16 protein-coding genes are annotated in these 17,262 nt (G+C 51.5%); 9 read left to right on the top strand and 7 right to left on the bottom strand.

Annotation, left to right across the window (positions count from 1 at the left end):
* Positions 1-248: 248 nt before the first annotated feature.
* From R6U67_RS03585 to R6U67_RS03610, 6 genes are all read left to right on the top strand, one after another.
* Complete coding sequence (locus R6U67_RS03585; RefSeq protein WP_410251281.1) at positions 249-1,415, top strand: RRXRR domain-containing protein; 1,167 nt, start codon at positions 249-251, stop codon at positions 1,413-1,415.
* Positions 1,416-1,472: 57 nt separating this feature from the next.
* Positions 1,473-2,768: an ATP-binding protein gene (locus tag R6U67_RS03590; protein WP_410251282.1), complete on the top strand. Its 1,296-nt coding sequence runs from the start codon at positions 1,473-1,475 to the stop codon at positions 2,766-2,768.
* A 238-nt stretch (positions 2,769-3,006) separates the two neighbouring features.
* The gene (locus R6U67_RS03595; RefSeq protein ID WP_410251283.1) at positions 3,007-4,815 is read left to right on the top strand and encodes a PAS domain S-box protein; all 1,809 of its coding nucleotides are present in this window, start codon (positions 3,007-3,009) and stop codon (positions 4,813-4,815) included.
* Positions 4,816-4,976: 161 nt separating this feature from the next.
* A complete protein-coding gene (locus R6U67_RS03600; RefSeq protein ID WP_410251284.1) occupies positions 4,977-5,213 on the top strand; it encodes a helix-turn-helix domain-containing protein in 237 nt (78 codons plus the stop codon).
* Positions 5,214-5,415: 202 nt separating this feature from the next.
* Positions 5,416-6,705, top strand: coding sequence for an RNA-guided endonuclease IscB (gene iscB, locus R6U67_RS03605; RefSeq protein WP_410251285.1), 1,290 nt, complete (start codon positions 5,416-5,418; stop codon positions 6,703-6,705).
* Positions 6,706-6,778: 73 nt separating this feature from the next.
* Positions 6,779-9,304, top strand: a complete 2,526-nt coding sequence (locus tag R6U67_RS03610) for a sigma 54-interacting transcriptional regulator (protein ID WP_410251286.1) — start codon at positions 6,779-6,781, stop codon at positions 9,302-9,304.
* Positions 9,305-9,412: 108 nt separating this feature from the next.
* On the opposite strand, the gene gap is transcribed toward R6U67_RS03610, so the two are convergent.
* Positions 9,413-10,426 carry a type I glyceraldehyde-3-phosphate dehydrogenase gene (gap, locus tag R6U67_RS03615; RefSeq protein ID WP_410251296.1) on the bottom strand — a complete coding sequence of 338 codons (1,014 nt, stop codon included), beginning with the start codon at positions 10,424-10,426 and terminating at the stop codon, positions 9,413-9,415.
* A gap of 149 nt (positions 10,427-10,575) precedes the next feature.
* Here gap and R6U67_RS03620 point away from each other — a divergent pair, with 149 nt between their 5' ends.
* Positions 10,576-10,740 (top strand): hypothetical protein, encoded by a 165-nt coding sequence (locus tag R6U67_RS03620; RefSeq protein ID WP_410251287.1) that lies wholly within the window; start codon positions 10,576-10,578, stop codon positions 10,738-10,740.
* An 89-nt stretch (positions 10,741-10,829) separates the two neighbouring features.
* Positions 10,830-11,156, top strand: a complete 327-nt coding sequence (locus R6U67_RS03625) for an STAS domain-containing protein (RefSeq protein WP_410251288.1) — start codon at positions 10,830-10,832, stop codon at positions 11,154-11,156.
* 40 nt (positions 11,157-11,196) lie between these two features.
* On the opposite strand, the gene R6U67_RS03630 is transcribed toward R6U67_RS03625, so the two are convergent.
* Positions 11,197-12,351, bottom strand: a complete 1,155-nt coding sequence (locus R6U67_RS03630; protein ID WP_410251289.1) for a PP2C family protein-serine/threonine phosphatase — start codon at positions 12,349-12,351, stop codon at positions 11,197-11,199.
* Between the two features lie 87 nt (positions 12,352-12,438).
* On the opposite strand from R6U67_RS03630, the gene R6U67_RS03635 reads away from it, so the two are divergent.
* On the top strand, positions 12,439-12,846 hold the full coding sequence (locus R6U67_RS03635; RefSeq protein WP_410251290.1) for an ATP-binding protein: 408 nt from the start codon (positions 12,439-12,441) through the stop codon (positions 12,844-12,846).
* A gap of 30 nt (positions 12,847-12,876) precedes the next feature.
* Here R6U67_RS03635 and R6U67_RS03640 read toward each other — a convergent pair whose 3' ends face one another.
* From R6U67_RS03640 to map, 5 genes are all read right to left on the bottom strand, one after another.
* Complete coding sequence (locus R6U67_RS03640; protein WP_410251291.1) at positions 12,877-13,041, bottom strand: hypothetical protein; 165 nt, start codon at positions 13,039-13,041, stop codon at positions 12,877-12,879.
* 37 nt (positions 13,042-13,078) lie between these two features.
* Positions 13,079-13,324, bottom strand: coding sequence for a hypothetical protein (locus R6U67_RS03645; RefSeq protein ID WP_410251292.1), 246 nt, complete (start codon positions 13,322-13,324; stop codon positions 13,079-13,081).
* A gap of 223 nt (positions 13,325-13,547) precedes the next feature.
* A complete protein-coding gene (locus R6U67_RS03650; RefSeq protein WP_410251293.1) occupies positions 13,548-14,177 on the bottom strand; it encodes a ribonuclease D in 630 nt (209 codons plus the stop codon).
* A gap of 192 nt (positions 14,178-14,369) precedes the next feature.
* Complete coding sequence (locus R6U67_RS03655; protein ID WP_410251294.1) at positions 14,370-16,001, bottom strand: iron uptake porin; 1,632 nt, start codon at positions 15,999-16,001, stop codon at positions 14,370-14,372.
* A 485-nt stretch (positions 16,002-16,486) separates the two neighbouring features.
* Positions 16,487-17,262 (bottom strand): type I methionyl aminopeptidase (gene map / locus R6U67_RS03660; protein WP_410251295.1); only part of this gene is annotated, 776 nt, incomplete at its 5' end.

The following is a 17,262-nucleotide window of genomic DNA, read 5'->3' on the forward strand; positions in this document are numbered from 1 at the left end:
CTCCGTGGCAGCGCTCCTGTAGACTGAAAATTCAATGACCCCCACCTGGCATCTGCCGAGGTGGGGGAGTGACCGGAGATAACCCGGTCGTAGCTGCGAATCGGACATTAAGGTGCATACGGCAACACTTCCGGTTGCTTCTCGCGCACCTGATTATCTGTAAGGCCCTAGAATCTCAGGGAGTGGGGTCAACCCAGACACACCGTACTCACTGGCTGAAGAGACCTGTAGTTTGGGAATTATCTTCCATGCAACGTATCCCCGTTCAAAATCCGGATGGGACTCCCGCCATGCCCACTAAGCGCCATCGCGCGAGGCGCTGGGTCAAGCAGGGCCGAGCGACATGGGTCAAAACCAATCTCCGCATTAAGGCCGTGCGCCTGAACGCGGAACCATCGGGTCGTAACACCCAACCCATCGTGGTCGCTGTCGATCCCGGCAAACTCTATTCAGGGATTGCCGTTCAATCGTCTAAGGCGACCTTATTCCAGTCCCACCTCGAACTCCCCTACCCCAAGGTGCGGGAGCGGATGGATAATCGTAGAAGGCTACGGCGTTCTCGCCGCCGTCGGCGGATTAACCGAGAGTTACCTTTCCATCTGCGGAATCATCGCCAAAAACGATTTAACAACCGGAGACAGCAGAACCTTGCCCCCAGTATCCGAGCTAACCGAGACCTCGAGTTTCGGGTGGTTCAGGAGTTATCTCGACTGTTCACCATTGCGGCTATTGGCTACGAGAAAGTCTGCGCCGACGTGGACTTGACCTCAGGTCGAAAAGGGGCAAAATCCGGTAAGGGTTTCTCACCTGTGATGATAGGGCAAGCCTACGCCCTTGAGAAAATGGAGCAGATTGCTCCGGTTTATACTCGCTACGGGTGGCAACCGGATGGCAATGGCACCGCTCAACTTCGCTCGGTTTTGGGATTAACGAAATCTCAGGATCAAGGGTTACAAATTCCCCAAACCCATGCCGTCGATGGCATTGCCTTAGCTTGTGGATACTTCGTTGAGTATCGCCCTTTCTACCGAAAACGCAGTCACGGTTGTCTTGTATTTGGACAGGTCAAGCTCACATCTGCCCCATTTGTGGTGATTAAACGCCCACCCATCAGCCGTCGGCAACTGCACCTGATGGTTCCGAGGAAAAATGGAGTCCGTCGTAAGTATGGTGGAACTGTGACTCGGCATGGATTCCGAAAAGGGGATCTGGTGCGGGCTGAAATGGCCGGTCGCATCTCGGTCGGCTATGTCAGTGGCGATACCGCTCGGCAAGTTTCGGTGTCTGGGTTGACCTGGAAGCGCATTGGCCAGTTTAGTGCTGCCAAAGTTCAGTTACTCTATCGCGCCACGGGCATTTTAGTTAGTTGCCCGCAGAGATTGTCCGTCAGTGGGGTATTGAACCCCGCTGGCTGACGCTTGTTTCCTCCTCCACCTGCGGTGCAAGGTGGGGGGTTCCACAAGGAGTTTTTGATGAATCCTAATTCAGTTCGCTTTTTACAACATCAAGCGGCCTCACTGCTGCTCTATCAAGAGGTTTTGATGGGTGAAGCGGGGGAAGCCTTTGTCCAGCTACTCGAAACCCTCTATCGTCACGATAAACCCAGTGCCTGTGTCTATGCCTATGCTCGTTGGTTTCGGGCTTTGGTGGCTCGGGGCCAGAGTTGGCAAGATTATCTGATTCAACGCTTGCTCTACGATGACAATCCCTTTACTCGTCAGGCTCAATCCTATCCCTTCAGTGACCTCGATGCCACGCTCGTTCAGGCGGCTCGGGATGACTTGGCGGCGTTGCAACATTTGGCCACCTGTGGCGGCCCCACCCTGAGTCAATGGGTGCGTCAGGTGACCAAATCTGAGAGTTCTTTGGTGGCGATTCGAGATCGCATCGGCGAACATCCTGTGCAACTCGGGGAGACCTGGACGGAGGCCCTGCCCCAGTTAGCGGCGTTTCATCAACATCATGGTGCGGGAATTCTGGCTCAATATCATGTCTTGCGTTGGCGTCCCTCGTGCTTACAGGGTGTGGCGGTGCCGGATCCGGTACGGTTAGAGGATTTGGCGGGCTATGAGTCTCAGAAAGCCACGCTCGTCGAGAATACCCAGATGCTACTCGACGGTCATCTGGCGCTGCATGTCTTGCTGTATGGAAGTCGGGGAACCGGGAAATCGTCTCTGGTGAAAGCTTTGGTCAATGAGTTTGGCGATCGCGGCCTACGTTTACTTGAACTCCTCAAATCTCAACTTCATGATTTGCCGCACATCGTTGAACAGTTACGAGAGTTACCCCAAAAGTTTATTCTCTTTGTCGATGATTTATCCTTTGAGGACGATGATGAGGCCTTTAAGGCCTTAAAGGTGGTCTTAGAAGGGAGTGTCACCGCTCGGGCGCAAAATGTTGTCGTCTACGCCACGTCTAATCGTCGTCATCTGATTCGTGAATTTTTTGGCGATCGCCCTCGCCCGAGTGCCGCCACGGAAATTCAGTCCTGGGATACCGTTGAAGAAAAACTCTCCTTCAGCGATCGCTTTGGCTTAACGCTCACCTTTGACGCCGCTGATCAGGCTCGCTATTTAGAAATTGTCCGTCATCTAGCCGGACAACGACGGCTGACGCTGCCCCTCGAAGAGTTAGATGCCCAAGCTCTACAATGGGCCACTCGTCATAATGGACGCTCAGGACGAACCGCACGCCAGTTTATTGAACACCTGCAACCACAACTTCAACAGAACCCCCCTCTCAAGAGCGATGATCCCTGGAACGCATAACTCTCACGGGATCGCGACAAAATTCACATTAACTTAAGAATCTTATCAGATAGATTGATAGCCTCTGAACCTGGGCAACCTGTCACCAAAAATGGCAACTTGAGTTAAGATGGAGCGTAATAAAAAAATAGTTAAACTTATAATATCTTTACAAATAGATGAGTTTATCAACGTTGCGGGGATCGAGTACCAGGGGAGATCCGACCATCGGCTTAAAACTCCATCATCACCGTTGTCTATGTCACCCCAACTCTCCTCCCCCCGGATCAATCTCAATAAATTTTTTGAGTTATCCCCCGATCTATTGGGAGTGATTGGCTCTGACAGTCATTTCAAACATCTTTCTCCCGCCTGGGAATCGGTCCTCGGGCACAGTAACCAAGAGTTAAAGTCCCGGCCTTGGATTGATTGGATTCATCGTGACGATCTTCAGAAAACTCTGTCCCATATCAATAACTTAGTCATTGTCGGCAAAGAGAAGGTTATCTTTAAGAACCGTCTGCGTTGTCGTAATGGCAAATATCGCTGGCTCTCTTGGCAAGCCAATTATGATGCTCAGAACAATCTCATCTACACCCAAGTCTCGGATTTAGGGGAACGTCCGGGTTGTAGCATTAGCCCCAACCTATCGCTGCAAAAGTTTAATAGCCCTGAAGAACACTTCCGCCTTCTAGTCGATGGGGTCAAAGATCACGCCATCTACATGCTAGACCGCCATGGACGGGTCATTAGCTGGAATTCAGGAGCAGAACGGATCAACGGCTGGGAAGCTCATGAGATTATCGGCCAATCGAGCAGCATCTTTTTTACCTCCGACAGTCGCCAACGGCATCTCCCCGAGAAGGTACTAACCATCGCCGCTACATCGGGCCGGGTCGAGTTCGAAAATTGGCGGATGCGTAAAGATGGCTCCAGTTTCTGGGCCAATGTGACGATATCGGCTCTGCGGGATGAACAAGGGCAACTCCTCGGCTATGCCACCATTACCCGAGATGTCACCGATCGCAAACGGGAAGAAGAAGCCCTACAACAAGCCTATGACAACCTCGAAAAGCGCGTCACTGAACGCACAGCAGAGTTACAAGCGGCCAACAGCCGTCTGCGAGAAGAAGTCCAGATGCGTCGCCAAACCGAGGAAGCACTACGTCAGTCTGAACAACGGCTGACACAACAAGCCAGCCAACTTGAACAGACGTTGCGGGAGTTGCAGAACACTCAGGCTCAACTGATTCATACGGAAAAAATGTCTGGGTTAGGACAGTTGGTGGCTGGGGTGGCTCATGAGATCAATAACCCTGTAGGGTTTATTCATGGCAACCTCGAACATGCCAGCCATTATGTGCAAGACTTATTACGCCTAATTCGTTGTTATCAAAAGCATTATCCGCATCCCAATCCAGAAATTGAAGCGGAAATCGAGGAGATTGACCTAGATTTCATGGTCACCGATATGCCCAAACTCTTGGCGTCGATGAATCAGGGAACTGAGCGGATTCAAGCGATTGTCCAGTCATTGCGCCATTTCTCGGGACTCAATGAAGCTAAATATAAGGAAGTTGATCTTCACCACGCTCTCAACAGCACCTTGCGCGTGTTGGAACACCGCCTAAAAGGGGATGAACGGCATCGCGAGATTGAGGTCATTCGTGAGTTTGACGCTGATTTAGCGAAGGTGGCCTGTTTTCCGGGCCAGGTGAATCAAGCCTTCGCCAATGTCATCAGTAACGCCATCGATGCATTGCGGGAACAGGAAGACTTGCAGTGTGGGTTAGAGTATCAGCCTCGCTTGACGGTCCAAACCCAACGACTCGACGATCTCGTGCGGATTAGCTTCATCGATAATGGTCCGGGGATGCCTGAGTCGGTGCGATCGCGCATCTTTGACCCCTTCTTTACCACCAAACCGGTGGGGAAAGGTACGGGATTGGGACTATCGACGACCTATCAAATTATTGTTGAGAAGCATCGGGGAAGCCTGCTGTGTGAGTCGCAGGATCAGCAAGGGACGGTGATTTCCTTGGAACTTCCCCTCAACCGCTGTAGTTAACTTCTCGGGAGTTTGAGGGGCGATAAGTCCCGCACTCTAATCTTCGATTGAGCGTCGGCCGACATGGACCCCTCAAGTCAATTGAAGGGGTCGATCCCCTGAAAATTGACAATCCCACGGATTGTCATGCGATAATCTTATCGCAAATTGTTTTCACGGTAATGCTCAGAGCCACCAAGTGCAGAATTTATCCAACCAGCAAGCAAAGGCAACACCTGGCTCAAAGTTTGGGTTACTGTAGATTTGCGTGGAACTACGCTCTCAATCTGACTAACGAAACCTACAAAGCCACAGGGAAGGGTCTGGGTCGCTTTGCCATACAGAAAGAGATAACGAATCTCAAGAAAGAGCGTCAACAACCCAACACTAAACGGAGTCCCGTTATCGTGTGGGCTTGAAAAATAGCCCCAGTTGACCAGTCTCAGTCCTTTGCAGACTACGTTATTGGTAAGTGTTAAAGTTCCTACCCTGGGATGCGTCGCTAGTTCCAGGCCCTAGAACCAAAGGATTAAACAGGTGTAACGGGTTAAACCAGTGTTCTTTGGAGAGTACCGACCAATAACATTGACGAAGCGAACATGACCCCGAAAGGGAGAATCCATGTCGAATTACGTTTTTGTGATAGACACAGATAAAAACCCTTGTGATCCAGTCCATCCCGCCAAGGCGAGATTATTGCTGAATCAGAACAAGGCAGCCGTCTTTCGTCGATATCCCTTTACTATCATCCTCAAGGAGGGACAAAATAAGGAGGGACAAAATGCAAGACCCACCCCTCTAACGGTCAAAATTGACCCCGGCTCCAAAACGACTGGACTTGCCATCCTAAGAGGGGAGGATGTGATTTGGGGAGCAGAACTGTCCCACCGGGGGCAGCAGATTAAAGCGAGTTTAGAGTCCCGCCGAGCGATTCGCCGGGGTCGTCGCAGCCGTAAAACCCGCTATCGCCCCGCTCGTTTCCTGAATCGCAAGAAACCAAAAGGATGGCTGGCTCCCAGCTTGCAACATCGGGTCGATACGACCCTAACCTGGGTTAACAAGTTAATCCGCTATAGCCCGATTGTCGGTATCACTCAAGAGTTGGTGCGGTTTGACTTGCAGAAAATGGAGACTCCCGAAATCTCTGGAGTTGAGTATCAGCAAGGGGAATTGCAGGGCTACGAAGTGCGGGAGTACCTACTTTATAAGTGGAACCGCCAATGTGCTTATTGTGGAGGAAGAGACATTCCTCTTCAGGTGGAACATATTCAGCCAAAGGCAAAGGGAGGAACCAATCGTATTTCCAACCTCTGCCTAGCCTGTGAACCCTGCAATATCCGCAAAGGAACCCACGATATCAAGGATTTTCTTTCGGGTCAGCCAGATTTGCTAAGTCGCATCCTCAAGCAAGCCAAATCACCCCTTAAGGATGCGACAGCGGTCAATTCCACCCGATGGGTATTGTTTAATGCACTGAAGGGAACAGGTTTACCTGTTGTTACAGTACGTGGAGGTCAAACCAAATTCAATCGGACTCGACTTGGCCGACCTAAGACACACTGGCTCGATGCCGCTTGTGTTGGGAGAGTTGACTCACTCAAACTCCTCACATCAAAACCGTTGCTAATCTCTGCAAAGGGACATGGAACCCGCCAGATGTGTCGGACTGATCGATACGGTTTTCCGTCTCGTTATGTTCCCAGGCATAAATTTGTCAAGGGCTTTCAAACTGGCGACATCGTCAAAGCGATTGTCACCCGTGGCAAGAAAGTAGGAGAGTATCTGGGACGAGTGGCCGTCCGCTCTCAAGGGTCCTTCAATATCACCACCAATCAAGGGTTGATCCAAGGTATCAGCCACAAATACTGTAAACATATTCACAAAAAGGATGGTTATTCTTATGTCGCATAACGGGTTGTCCCCCTTGTCCTCCCAACGCCAAACGGATTACCGTTATGGTGTGGGTCTCCAGGGGGGTTGAGAGATGATAGGTGCAGACCGAATAACCTGGCTCAAAACCCATACCATCCTCAATAAGCTCTCGGATGAGGCCTTGACGGATTTAAACGCTCTCCTGGGCGATCGCAGCCTGAGCGAAGCCGACATTCTCAGCCAAGTCGATCAGCCCCCCGACGGCGTTTATATCCTGTATCAAGGGAAACTTCAGAGCGATCGCCCTCAAGGCGCCTATTGTCTCACCGCCGGAACCGTCCTGCACCTACAAGACCTGATTCTTGATCGCCCCAGCAGCGAAACCCTAACCGCTCTCAGCGATAGCCAGCTTTGGCAGATTTCTCGGGAAGAGATGAACGATCTCCTCGACCGTCACCCGGACATCTCACAGCTATTCTCAGAACAACTGGCCGCCGAACTCGATCGCCTCTCCGCCGAACTCAGCTACGAACGAGATCGTCAAAGCGAACTACGGCCCTATCTCGTCAACCGCATCCGCCGGGGAATCATTGGTAGCAGTCGTTACGCCGTGCGACTGCGACAAAAAATCAAACAAGCCGCCAAAACCCGAGACTCCGTCCTAATTTTTGGCGAACCGGGACTCGAAAAAGATAACATCGCCAGCCTCATCCACTACGGTTCTCCCCAACGGCGAGAACCCATGATTCAACTCACCAGCGGCCTGCTGCAAACCAGCGGTGCTGAACTCTTTGGCCGCCTCAACGGTAAACCCGGCCTCCTCGAATGGCTCGGAGAAGGAACCCTAGTTCTCAATAACGTCCAAGATTTACCCGAAGAACTGCGGCCGCAAATTGCCCAACTCCTAGAAAGCCAAACCTATCAGCCGGTTTCCCGAGATCCGCAACAGACTCCCGTCTCGCGATCGTGTCAGGCCCGCATTATCCTGATTTCCGAACGAACCGCCCCGGAATTTACCGACTGCATCGATCAGAGTATTAAAGTTCCTCCCGTCCGCGTTCGCAAAACTGATATTAAAGCCCTTCTCGATTACAACCTGAGTCTCTGCTGTCGCAGTCGCGGCATCCCTAAACCCAAAATCACCCCTGAAGCCGTCCGTCGTCTGCAATCCTACGATTTTCCCAATAACTTACGGGAACTCAGTAGTCTGGTGAAACGAGCCGTGACTCAAGCCGATGGTGCCGAAGAACTCACCGAAGAACTCTTTTGGTCTCAAGACAACAAAAAAACTCGCTTACGTCTCAATCTCTTCAAAAGCTATCCTCAACTGCGGCAATTTTTGCGCGGTAAATTTTGGACCGATGGACTCAACTATGGAATAACAACCTGGGTCTTTGCCCTAGTGGTAATTCTCTTGTTTGTTGGACCGCAAACACGGGATCAAAATGTCGCTTTAAATCTTTTTTGGGCTTGGTGGTGGCCCTTAGTTTTAATCGGTTTTCCCTTTGTTGGACGACTCTGGTGTGCCGTCTGTCCTTTTATGATTTACGGCGAACTGAGTCAAAAACTCTCCTTAAAACTCTTTCCGCGCCAACTTAAACCCTGGCAACGGCAAGCAGCAGAACGCTGGGGGGGCTGGTTTTTGTTTGGACTGTTCGCCCTGATTTTTCTCTGGGAAGAACTCTGGCATTTACAAAATACGGCCTATCTATCGAGTTGTTTGTTGCTCTTAATTACCGCCGGAGCGGTGATTTTTTCTGTACTGTTTGAACGACGTTTTTGGTGTCGCTATCTCTGTCCAATTGGAGGCATGAACGGCTTATTTGCCAAGCTTTCTATGACCGAATTACGAGCGCAAACCGGGATTTGTTCGGCTGAATGTACCACCTATCAATGTTATAAAGGGGGACCCGAAAAGGGAGAAGGACAAGAGACCAACGGCTGTCCCCTTTATTCCCATCCGGCCCAACTGCAAGATAACCGCGATTGTGTTCTTTGTATGACCTGTCTTAAAGCTTGTCCTCATCGGTCTGTGGAGGTCAATTTGCGGCCACCGGGGATCGAACTTTGGACGACCCATACCCCCTATAGCTATGAGGTGGCGTTGCTCTTTCTGTTACTCGGCGGGGTCTTTTTGCGGCGATTACCACAACTGCAAGGAGTGTTGGGATGGTCGTTTAACCTAGAGACCTTTGGGCAACATCTGGAACTGTCCCTGTTGGCGTTGCTGTTACCGGCGATCGCCCCCCTCCTGGCTCATGCGCTCATACAGGGCATTCACCGGCTCTGGAACAGCCCTAAACCCCGACCCTTTATCGACCTAGCCTATGGCTATCTGCCTCTGGTCTGGGGGGGCAATTTAGCCTATTATCTGCATCTGGGTTTGGGGGAAGCCGGACGAGTGTTACCGGTGACTCTAGCCACTTTTGGCATCGAGGGTGTGAATCTGCCGATTTGGGTGGCCGACCCGGCTGTGATTACGTTTTTGCAAGGCACAACGCTTCTGGTGTCAACCCTTCTCTGTATCATTCTGACTCAGAAGATTGCCCGTCAATCCTGGCGTTTTCTGTGGCCACAACATCTCAGTGCGATCGCCTTGGCTTATGGTCTCTGGGCGGTGATTCTCCCCTCATCGTAACCAACAACCCGGCCCCGATTCCCTAAGATTGGGCAACTGGGGCCGGGTCGAATTGACGGTCAACGAGTAACGCTCAGGGCATTAGCAACCCATGACAACGAATGATGATTAGCCCTTGGCAACCATCGTCAAGATTAAATCAATGGTGCGGTTGGAATAGCCCCATTCGTTGTCATACCAGGACACGACTTTAAAGAAATTCTCGTTCAACTCCATGCCCGCATTGGCATCAAAAATACTCGAATGAGGGTCAGTGGTGAAGTCCGTGGAGACGACGGGGTCTTCGGTATAGCCGAGAACCCCTTTCATGTCTCCTTCTGCGGCTTTTTTCATCGCGGCGCAGATGTCAGCATAGCTGGTGGCCTGTTCCGTGCGGAAGGTCAAATCCACCACCGAGACATCGGGGGTGGGAACCCGGAAAGCCATACCGGTTAAGCGACCTTTGAGGGCAGGAAGCACCAAAGTCACCGCTTTGGCAGCGCCGGTAGAGGCGGGGATGATATTTTGGGGGGCGCTGCGGCCGGCCCGGAGATCCTTTTGGCTGGGACCATCGACGGTGGGCTGAGTTGCCGTCATGGCGTGAACCGTGGTCATTAAGCCTTCAGCCAGGCCGAAGTTATCATGAATGACTTTGGCGATCGGGGCTAGGCAGTTGGTGGTACAACTGGCATTGGAGACGATGGTATGTTGACTGGGGTCATACTCATCTTGGTTGACTCCCATCAGCAGGGTTTTGACCTTGTCAGGGTCTTTCGTTGGGGCCGAAAGAACCACCCGTTTTGCCCCAGCTTCAAGGTGTTTGGAGGCTTTCTCGTAGGTTGTAAAGAGTCCAGTGGCCTCAATCACATACTCAGCACCGTATTTGGCCCAAGGAAGCTGAGCGGGGTCTCGTTCCGAGGTGCAAGGAATAAAGGTTCCATTGACGACAATGCCGTCAGATTTGGCTTCAACCTCGCCCTGGAAGCGACCATGGGTTGAATCGTATTTGAGGAGATAGGCAAGGCTTTCGGGGGAGACGAGGTCGTTAATCCCGCAGAACTCGATGTCGGGGTTGGCGAGTCCAGCCCGGAAGACTAAACGTCCAATACGACCGAAGCCATTGATTCCAACTTTGACCATGATGATAATTCCTCTGAAGCAGATTACGTGAGCAGCATCCGGCTGAGTCGCTAAGGCAGACTCATTGGCCCTTAGGATAGAGCAAAACAGAAGGCTGCGGTAGATGGTGGTGCGGGTTTTGGATGTCGTCGGGCAGTGGTGAGACTTACCCTATGGGACTATCGTTACAATATCCTAATTCTTGGGCTATGCTGACGGTAACGCGATCGCTGAATCTCTCGACAGATGGGTGGCTTGCCGCCCAACGGTTGGGCATTCTCCTCATCTTAACTTTAGGAAAGCTTCAGGGTTGCGATCGCCCGGCTAGGCGGAACTGACCTCACGATTGTCGAAGTCTGGAATTGTCTGCCGGGAAATGAGACACTGGTCTCTAGGTGAGTGGTTATGTATATTTGCGGAAAAATCTATGAACCCTGATGAAATTAAAGTCGTCCAACCGGGTGGTCTCCTCGATGGCGTTAAGGCCAGCCAGGTGCGACGGGAGATTAGTGACTGTTTAGAGACTGGGGCCAAGGTGATTCTCTTGGACTTGAAGGATGTGACCTTTATCGACAGTTCAGGCTTAGGGGCCTTGGTGTCAGCCTTAAAGACGGTACGGGCGGCCGATGCGAAGATGTTTGTCTGTTCGATTAGCGATCAGGTGAAAATTCTCTTTGAACTGACCAGTATGAACCGCGTCTTTAAGATTTTCAGCGATCGCCAGGAGTTTGAGGAGTCCATGTTATCGTCCTGAGGGCTATCCTCGGCCTCCCATCGGCGCGCACCTCCATAACTTAGGTGAACGTCAGTTGCAAGAGTGAGACATCGTCATCAAAGGGTTGGGGAGAACAAAGCTCTTGGAGATGTTCAAAGAGAGAGGTTAGAGCAATCTCCGGGTTGGGGCTGGCCTGGGTGAGCCAATCGGCAAAGGCATCTAAGCCCCAAATCGTGCCATCACTCTGGGGAATCTCGTACACGCCATCACTAAAAATATACAATTGCCCCGATGGGGCGATGGTACAGGTGGCTGTGTCGTAGTCCACGTCGGGGAACATCCCAATCGGGAGGTTGGGAGTATTGAGACGACTCAACTCAGGGGGAACCGTGTCGCCATCGCTCGATACCAGTAAAGCTGGGGGATGGCCAGCACTGGCGTAGGTGAGGCGGCGGCTGCGGGTATCGTAAACCCCATACCAAATCGTGAAGTACTTTTCTTCGTAGAACGTTCCCGAGGAGCTAGTTTGAAAGGCTTGATTGAGGGCTTGTAAGACTTGACTGGGATCGCGAAAGTTGGTGCGGGGTAGGGAACGCGATCGCAGAATGTTTAAGACCGATACCGAGAGTAAGGCGGCGCCGACTCCATGGCCCGAGACATCCACCAGATACATCGCCAGGGAGGTCTCATCGAGCCATTGGAAGTCATAACAATCGCCTCCGAGTTGTTGGCAGGGAACAAAACACGCCGCGATGCGAACTGCGGTATGATGACGGGAAACTGGGAGCAGCGATCGCACATAAGCAGCGGCTTCAGATAACTCAGCCTCCAACATATGTTTCTGCTTTTGTAGATCTTGGCTGAGTTGATGGATACGCAGTCCAGCGCGAACTCGCGCCTTAAGTTCATCCATATCAATGGGCTTGGCCAGAAATTCGTCAGCCCCAGTATCGAGTCCGATCACCCGATCCTCGACGGCTCCACGAGCTGTGAGTAAGATAAAGAAGGTGGTTGATAGTTCAGCCATTGCCTTCGTTTGGCGGCAGACTTCAAGTCCATCGATGCCTGGCATCATCCAGTCGCAAATAATCAGTTTGGGTTTGAGGCGTTGTGCCAGATCAATTCCTTCCTCACCGTTTTTGGCGACGGCTACGTCATAGCCCTGTTGCGTTAGGGCGCGTTTGATCACCAAGCGAGTCGTTGGGTCGTCGTCGATTAGGAGAATCGGAGTCATGATCAAGAAACAGACCGCAAGTTTTTGAATGAAGCTGAGGATGTTATCGCTTTGGAAACCTTGAGCAAATTGCCCCTCTCCGCATCATTGCGTGTTCCAACGGATCTTAGCGCGTTAGCCCGCGTTTTGGATTGGTTTGATGGTTTTGAGTCACCGGTCGTCCCCCAACGAGTCTGGTTACAACTCAAGACGGCGTTGGCTGAAGCCTTTACGAATGCCGTACGACACGCCCATGCCGGTGCGCCGGAGTTAACGGTTGAAATTCAGTTTGAACAGACGGCTGAGTCTCTGGAACTGAAAATCATTGATTCAGGCCCCCACTTTGATTTGGAGGCCAAGTTACATGAGTTACCAGATGTTGATCTCAATGCTACGGGAGGTCGGGGCTTACGCCTGATGAACTGTATCGCCGATGAGTTGCGATATGTGAGGCTAGACGACGATCGCAACTGTTTATCTCTAGTTAAATGCTACGAGATGGAATCGCCGTCTTGAACGGGTTAAATCAGTAATTTCACGGAGGCGTCAATCCCCCATTCCCCAGGAGATGACAGAAATGACCAGGATCAGCCAAAACCAACGGGGCAAAGATAGAGTATCCCAGAGGGAGATGGGCAACTCAATCCAAAAAAATGTGCCCAACCAACCGATGAGGGTGAGTAAGGCAGTCAGAAGTAGAATTAATGGCATTGTCAGCCCCTGCGACCGATAGTTCCTGTATTCTACCTCAGGCCAAGGGAGGACCTTGGGTGCCATCAAGCGAGTGGGGCAGTTTGCAGGTCAAGGGCAAAGGATCAACGGCAACTCGCCCTTTGACGACCGCCCTAAGCAGTCGGTCAATCGAGCGTTGTTCATCTTCGCTGAGGGACTCATCGAGAATGGCAGCTTTTAAACCATAGCGATCTAAAAGCGTCAGCTTCCCTGTGGTGCGTGCTGATACCAGAATTTCACCGAGTGCCCCTGGAATTAGCATCGTCGACTTTGTGGAACCATTAGACATTTTCAAGCTGTTCCTTAACCCTGTTCCAGAGATAGACATCCCGATTGTGTCAGAGTTTTTGCGATCGCCACGTGATATCTCACCGGGGTATTGAGTGAGTTTGATCGAGGTTTGATGCGATCGCAGATACCAATAAGATGCGATCGCGATCGCAGACAAAACCAGTCCGATATCAGTTGAGAACCCTTTCGGTCAATTAATGCTCGAAAATCTGGGAATACTGCAACAAATCCAGAGCAACAAACACCGGGATCGCAGCAAAACAAGCCTCAGCAAGCTGCCAGCGTTCCTCTCGTTGCAACATCTGCGTCAAAGTCCGTTTGAGAGAAATCAGGTAGCGAACATCATTCGCCGCATAGCTTAACTGCTCATCCGAGAGATGGGCCGCATTCCCCCAATCCGAACTTTGAGCGCGTTTATCGAGTTCAACGCCTTCGAGTTCCAGAACTAATCCTTTCAAGCCATGAGATGAGGTATAAGTCCGGGCTAACTTACTAGCAATCTTGGTACAAAAGATTGGCCCAGTCGTAATCCCTAAATGATGTTGCAACATGGCGACATCAAAGCGAGCAAAATGAAAAATCTTTTCAACGCTGCTCATTTCCAGTAATTGTTGTAAATTCGGGGCTTGAGATTGTCCCCGTTGAATCCGCACCACCGTGACATATCCCGCCTCATCGCACAATTGCACCAAACAGAGGCGATCGCGCGCAGGAAGCAGGCCCATCGTTTCCGTATCCACAGCGATGGCCGTTCCTTGACGATAGCGATCCAGCAAATCCTGACTGAGATCCCCATCACACACACAAAAGTTGTCTAAACTCATTTCAAACCACTCCCAACTCTAAACTTGATTCAGGAGCAATCTTAAAAGATAACCGTCCCCATCGGCCCACCTCAGGGGGAGAACACCAAAAAACCCGCCTTTCCCGAGCCAACGAGAAAAAGCGGGTCCAAACCGGGAAACTCCCCCACCTAGGGGAGTCGTACCCTGACACTCGAATCCGAGAAACCAATCCTAGAAACTAAAAGTTCCTCGCAACGTACCAATGAAGACACTATCATTGTCAGCATCCTGATTGGGATTGAGCAACCAAACCAAACCCGGAGTAATCGAGATATTTTCACTCACCTGGACCTGATAGAACCCTTCCAAATGTAGAGGGATGTCATTCTCAAAGAAGCTGTTGGTATCTTCGAGGCCACCCAGATAGGGTTGAGCGCCCACAATCACGCCTCCCAAATTCCCCGGAAGTACCAAATCCGGGAACGCCAGGCCCAAAGCCCAGTTCCAGATTTCCCCATCCAGCTCATTGGTGCGCAAATAAATGTCACTGTAGCTACCCCAAGCATTCACATTCAAGCCGGGAGATAACGACCATGACAACTGAGCGCCGATGGAGTGGCTTGTTACAGCGTTCACCGCGCCAAGATTATTAGCAAAAGTTGTTCCCGTGAAACCAAAGTTGGTGTTGTCAAAACCAGACCCCCCGCCATTATTGAAGCCAAAGTTCCCTTCACCGAAATAGCCATAGTTATAGGTCACCGCAAACCCCACCTCAGGCGTGGGGGTATAGGTTAACTGAGCCAAAGCGGAAATATCGCCGTTAAACAGACCATCGCCGGGAGAAGGGCTATCGGCTTCCGAGGCCAGATAACCAGTCGTCACTTGGAACGAATCGCCAAAACTGAGATTTAAGCCAATCCCAGCCCCACCGCCAAGCCGATAAATTGGGTTATGTTGACCAAAAGCACTTAACGCCCCATTGCCACCATCTTTATCATCAAAATAGGGGTTGAGGGTGGGGGTGAAATCTGCAAAGTGGAGTCCAGTGGCCCCAACAATCACGTCAACGGATTCCCCGAGAGGGAAGGAGTAGGCCAAACTTTCAAGGTTGACCGAGTTATCCGAGTCACCGAAGACCTGAGAGGCTAACACCCCTTCACCCGAGGGACCAAAGTTCAGTCCTTGGTTGGTTCCTGTGGTGCCGAAGGGGACACTGTTGCCTACTTGCAGGCGAGTTAAGAGGCGGTCTTGTCCTGTGAAGCTAGAAACAAAATTCAAGCGAACCCGTTGCTGAAACACGGTTTCGTTGTTATCTAGGGTACTGTCGAAGACGTTCCCCAAGGCAAAAATCGCTTCCCCTTCCAGTTTCGTGGTGGTAGAGAACTGATTGGCTTCGAGTTCCGAGGTGCGGGCTTCGAGGCCATCAACCCGGCCCCGAAGGGTAGCTAATTCAGCGGAAAATTCTTCTTGCAACCGGCGAATGGTGGCCAAGTCACTGGGATCGAGGTCACTACCGCCTTCGGTGATGGCTATAATCTGATCCAAACAGGCATTTAAACCGGCAGCAAACTCGTAGCGAGTCATAAAGTTGTTGCCCCGGAAGGTTCCGTCAGGATAACCGGCGATACAACCGTAGCGCTCGACGAGGGATTGCAAAGCTTGAAACGCCCAATCCGTCGGTTGCACGTCGGAGAGTTGAGACACGGAGGTCACCTGGGCCAACTGTTGGGGACTCGGGGCCGTATTGGAGAGACCTTTGCGACCGTCAAAGGTCGATTTTGGGGCGGCTTCAGCCGCAACGCCGGTTAGGACAGCCCCCAAGGTCAAGAGGGAGAGATGGGAAATCAACGTGAACTTAGACATGAATTTACTCCTCACACCAGACAGAAAATACCACCGTCGATTTTAATCGATTTTAGCGGTTGGATTATGTAGACTTATTGGGATCTTAGCTAATTCCGCGAGAAGCGCCGCACATGACCCAACCGGGGAAGTGTTGGGATGAACGCGGTGGCCACCTGTGATAGAGTTCGGGCCACCTTACATCGAAGGTAACGGGAGCGAAAACCAAGCCAGATCCATACAAGCATGGCTTGATTCTCCATGTCATTGACCGGCGGGACGCGGGGTCAAGCCGATCGCCAGAAGGTAAGACTCGTCAGTCGGAGGAGTGGAAAGCACTTCTTTGGGTAGGAAGCCGACACTGTAACCGCCATTGAGTCGTTGTCACGTTGGAAAACGTTCCTCTAGCCCCAGATCACCGTAGGGAGACCGACAAAAAAAGGAGGGATGGTTCCCTCCTTTTTCTGATCGATTCTCTGCGGTCAGCGTTAGAGGACTGGCCAGACTTAAACTTGAGTGCGATCGGTTAAAATTTCGTAACCATCATCCGTCACCAAAACCGTATGCTCAAACTGGGCTGAGAGAGCATTATCAACGGTGACGGCGGTCCATTTGTCACGAAGGATGCGGTTATGCTTGGAGCCTTGGTTCACAATCGGCTCAATCGCGAGGGTCATCCCGGCCCGGAGTTTCACATTGGGCATTTCTCGGGTGCGGAAGTTAAAGACGGAGGGTTCCTCATGGAGATTGCGACCGACACCATGGCCTGTAAATTCTTCAACGACACTGTAGCCATGGGCTTCAACGTGATCTTGAATCGCCCCGGCTAGGTCAATCAGGTAGGCTCCGGCCTTGACTTGTTCGATCCCTTTATAGAGGGCTTCTTCGGCGACTTTGATCAGACGCGCGGCCTCGTCGCTCACTTCACCAACGGCGATGGTGATGCAGGAGTCTCCATGAAAGCCTTGGAAAAAGGCCCCGGTATCGACTTTGAGGACATCCCCTTCGCGAATTACTTTTTTCTTGTTGGGGATACCATGGACGACTTCGTTATTGATACTCGAACAAATCGAAGCCGGGAAGCCGTGATAGCCTTTGAAGCTGGGTTTGGCACCCATTTCGCGAATCCGCTTTTCCGCATGAGCATCGAGATCGGCGGTGGTCATCCCCGGTTCGACGAGTTCTGAGATCTCTTTGAGGACTGTGGCGACAATTTTGGCTGATTGTCGCATGATTTCAATTTCCCGCTTCGATTTGATTTCGATACGGCGACGTTGCTTTT

This window comes from Sodalinema sp. (assembly GCF_046483825.1).
Classification (GTDB): domain Bacteria; phylum Cyanobacteriota; class Cyanobacteriia; order Cyanobacteriales; family Geitlerinemataceae; genus Sodalinema.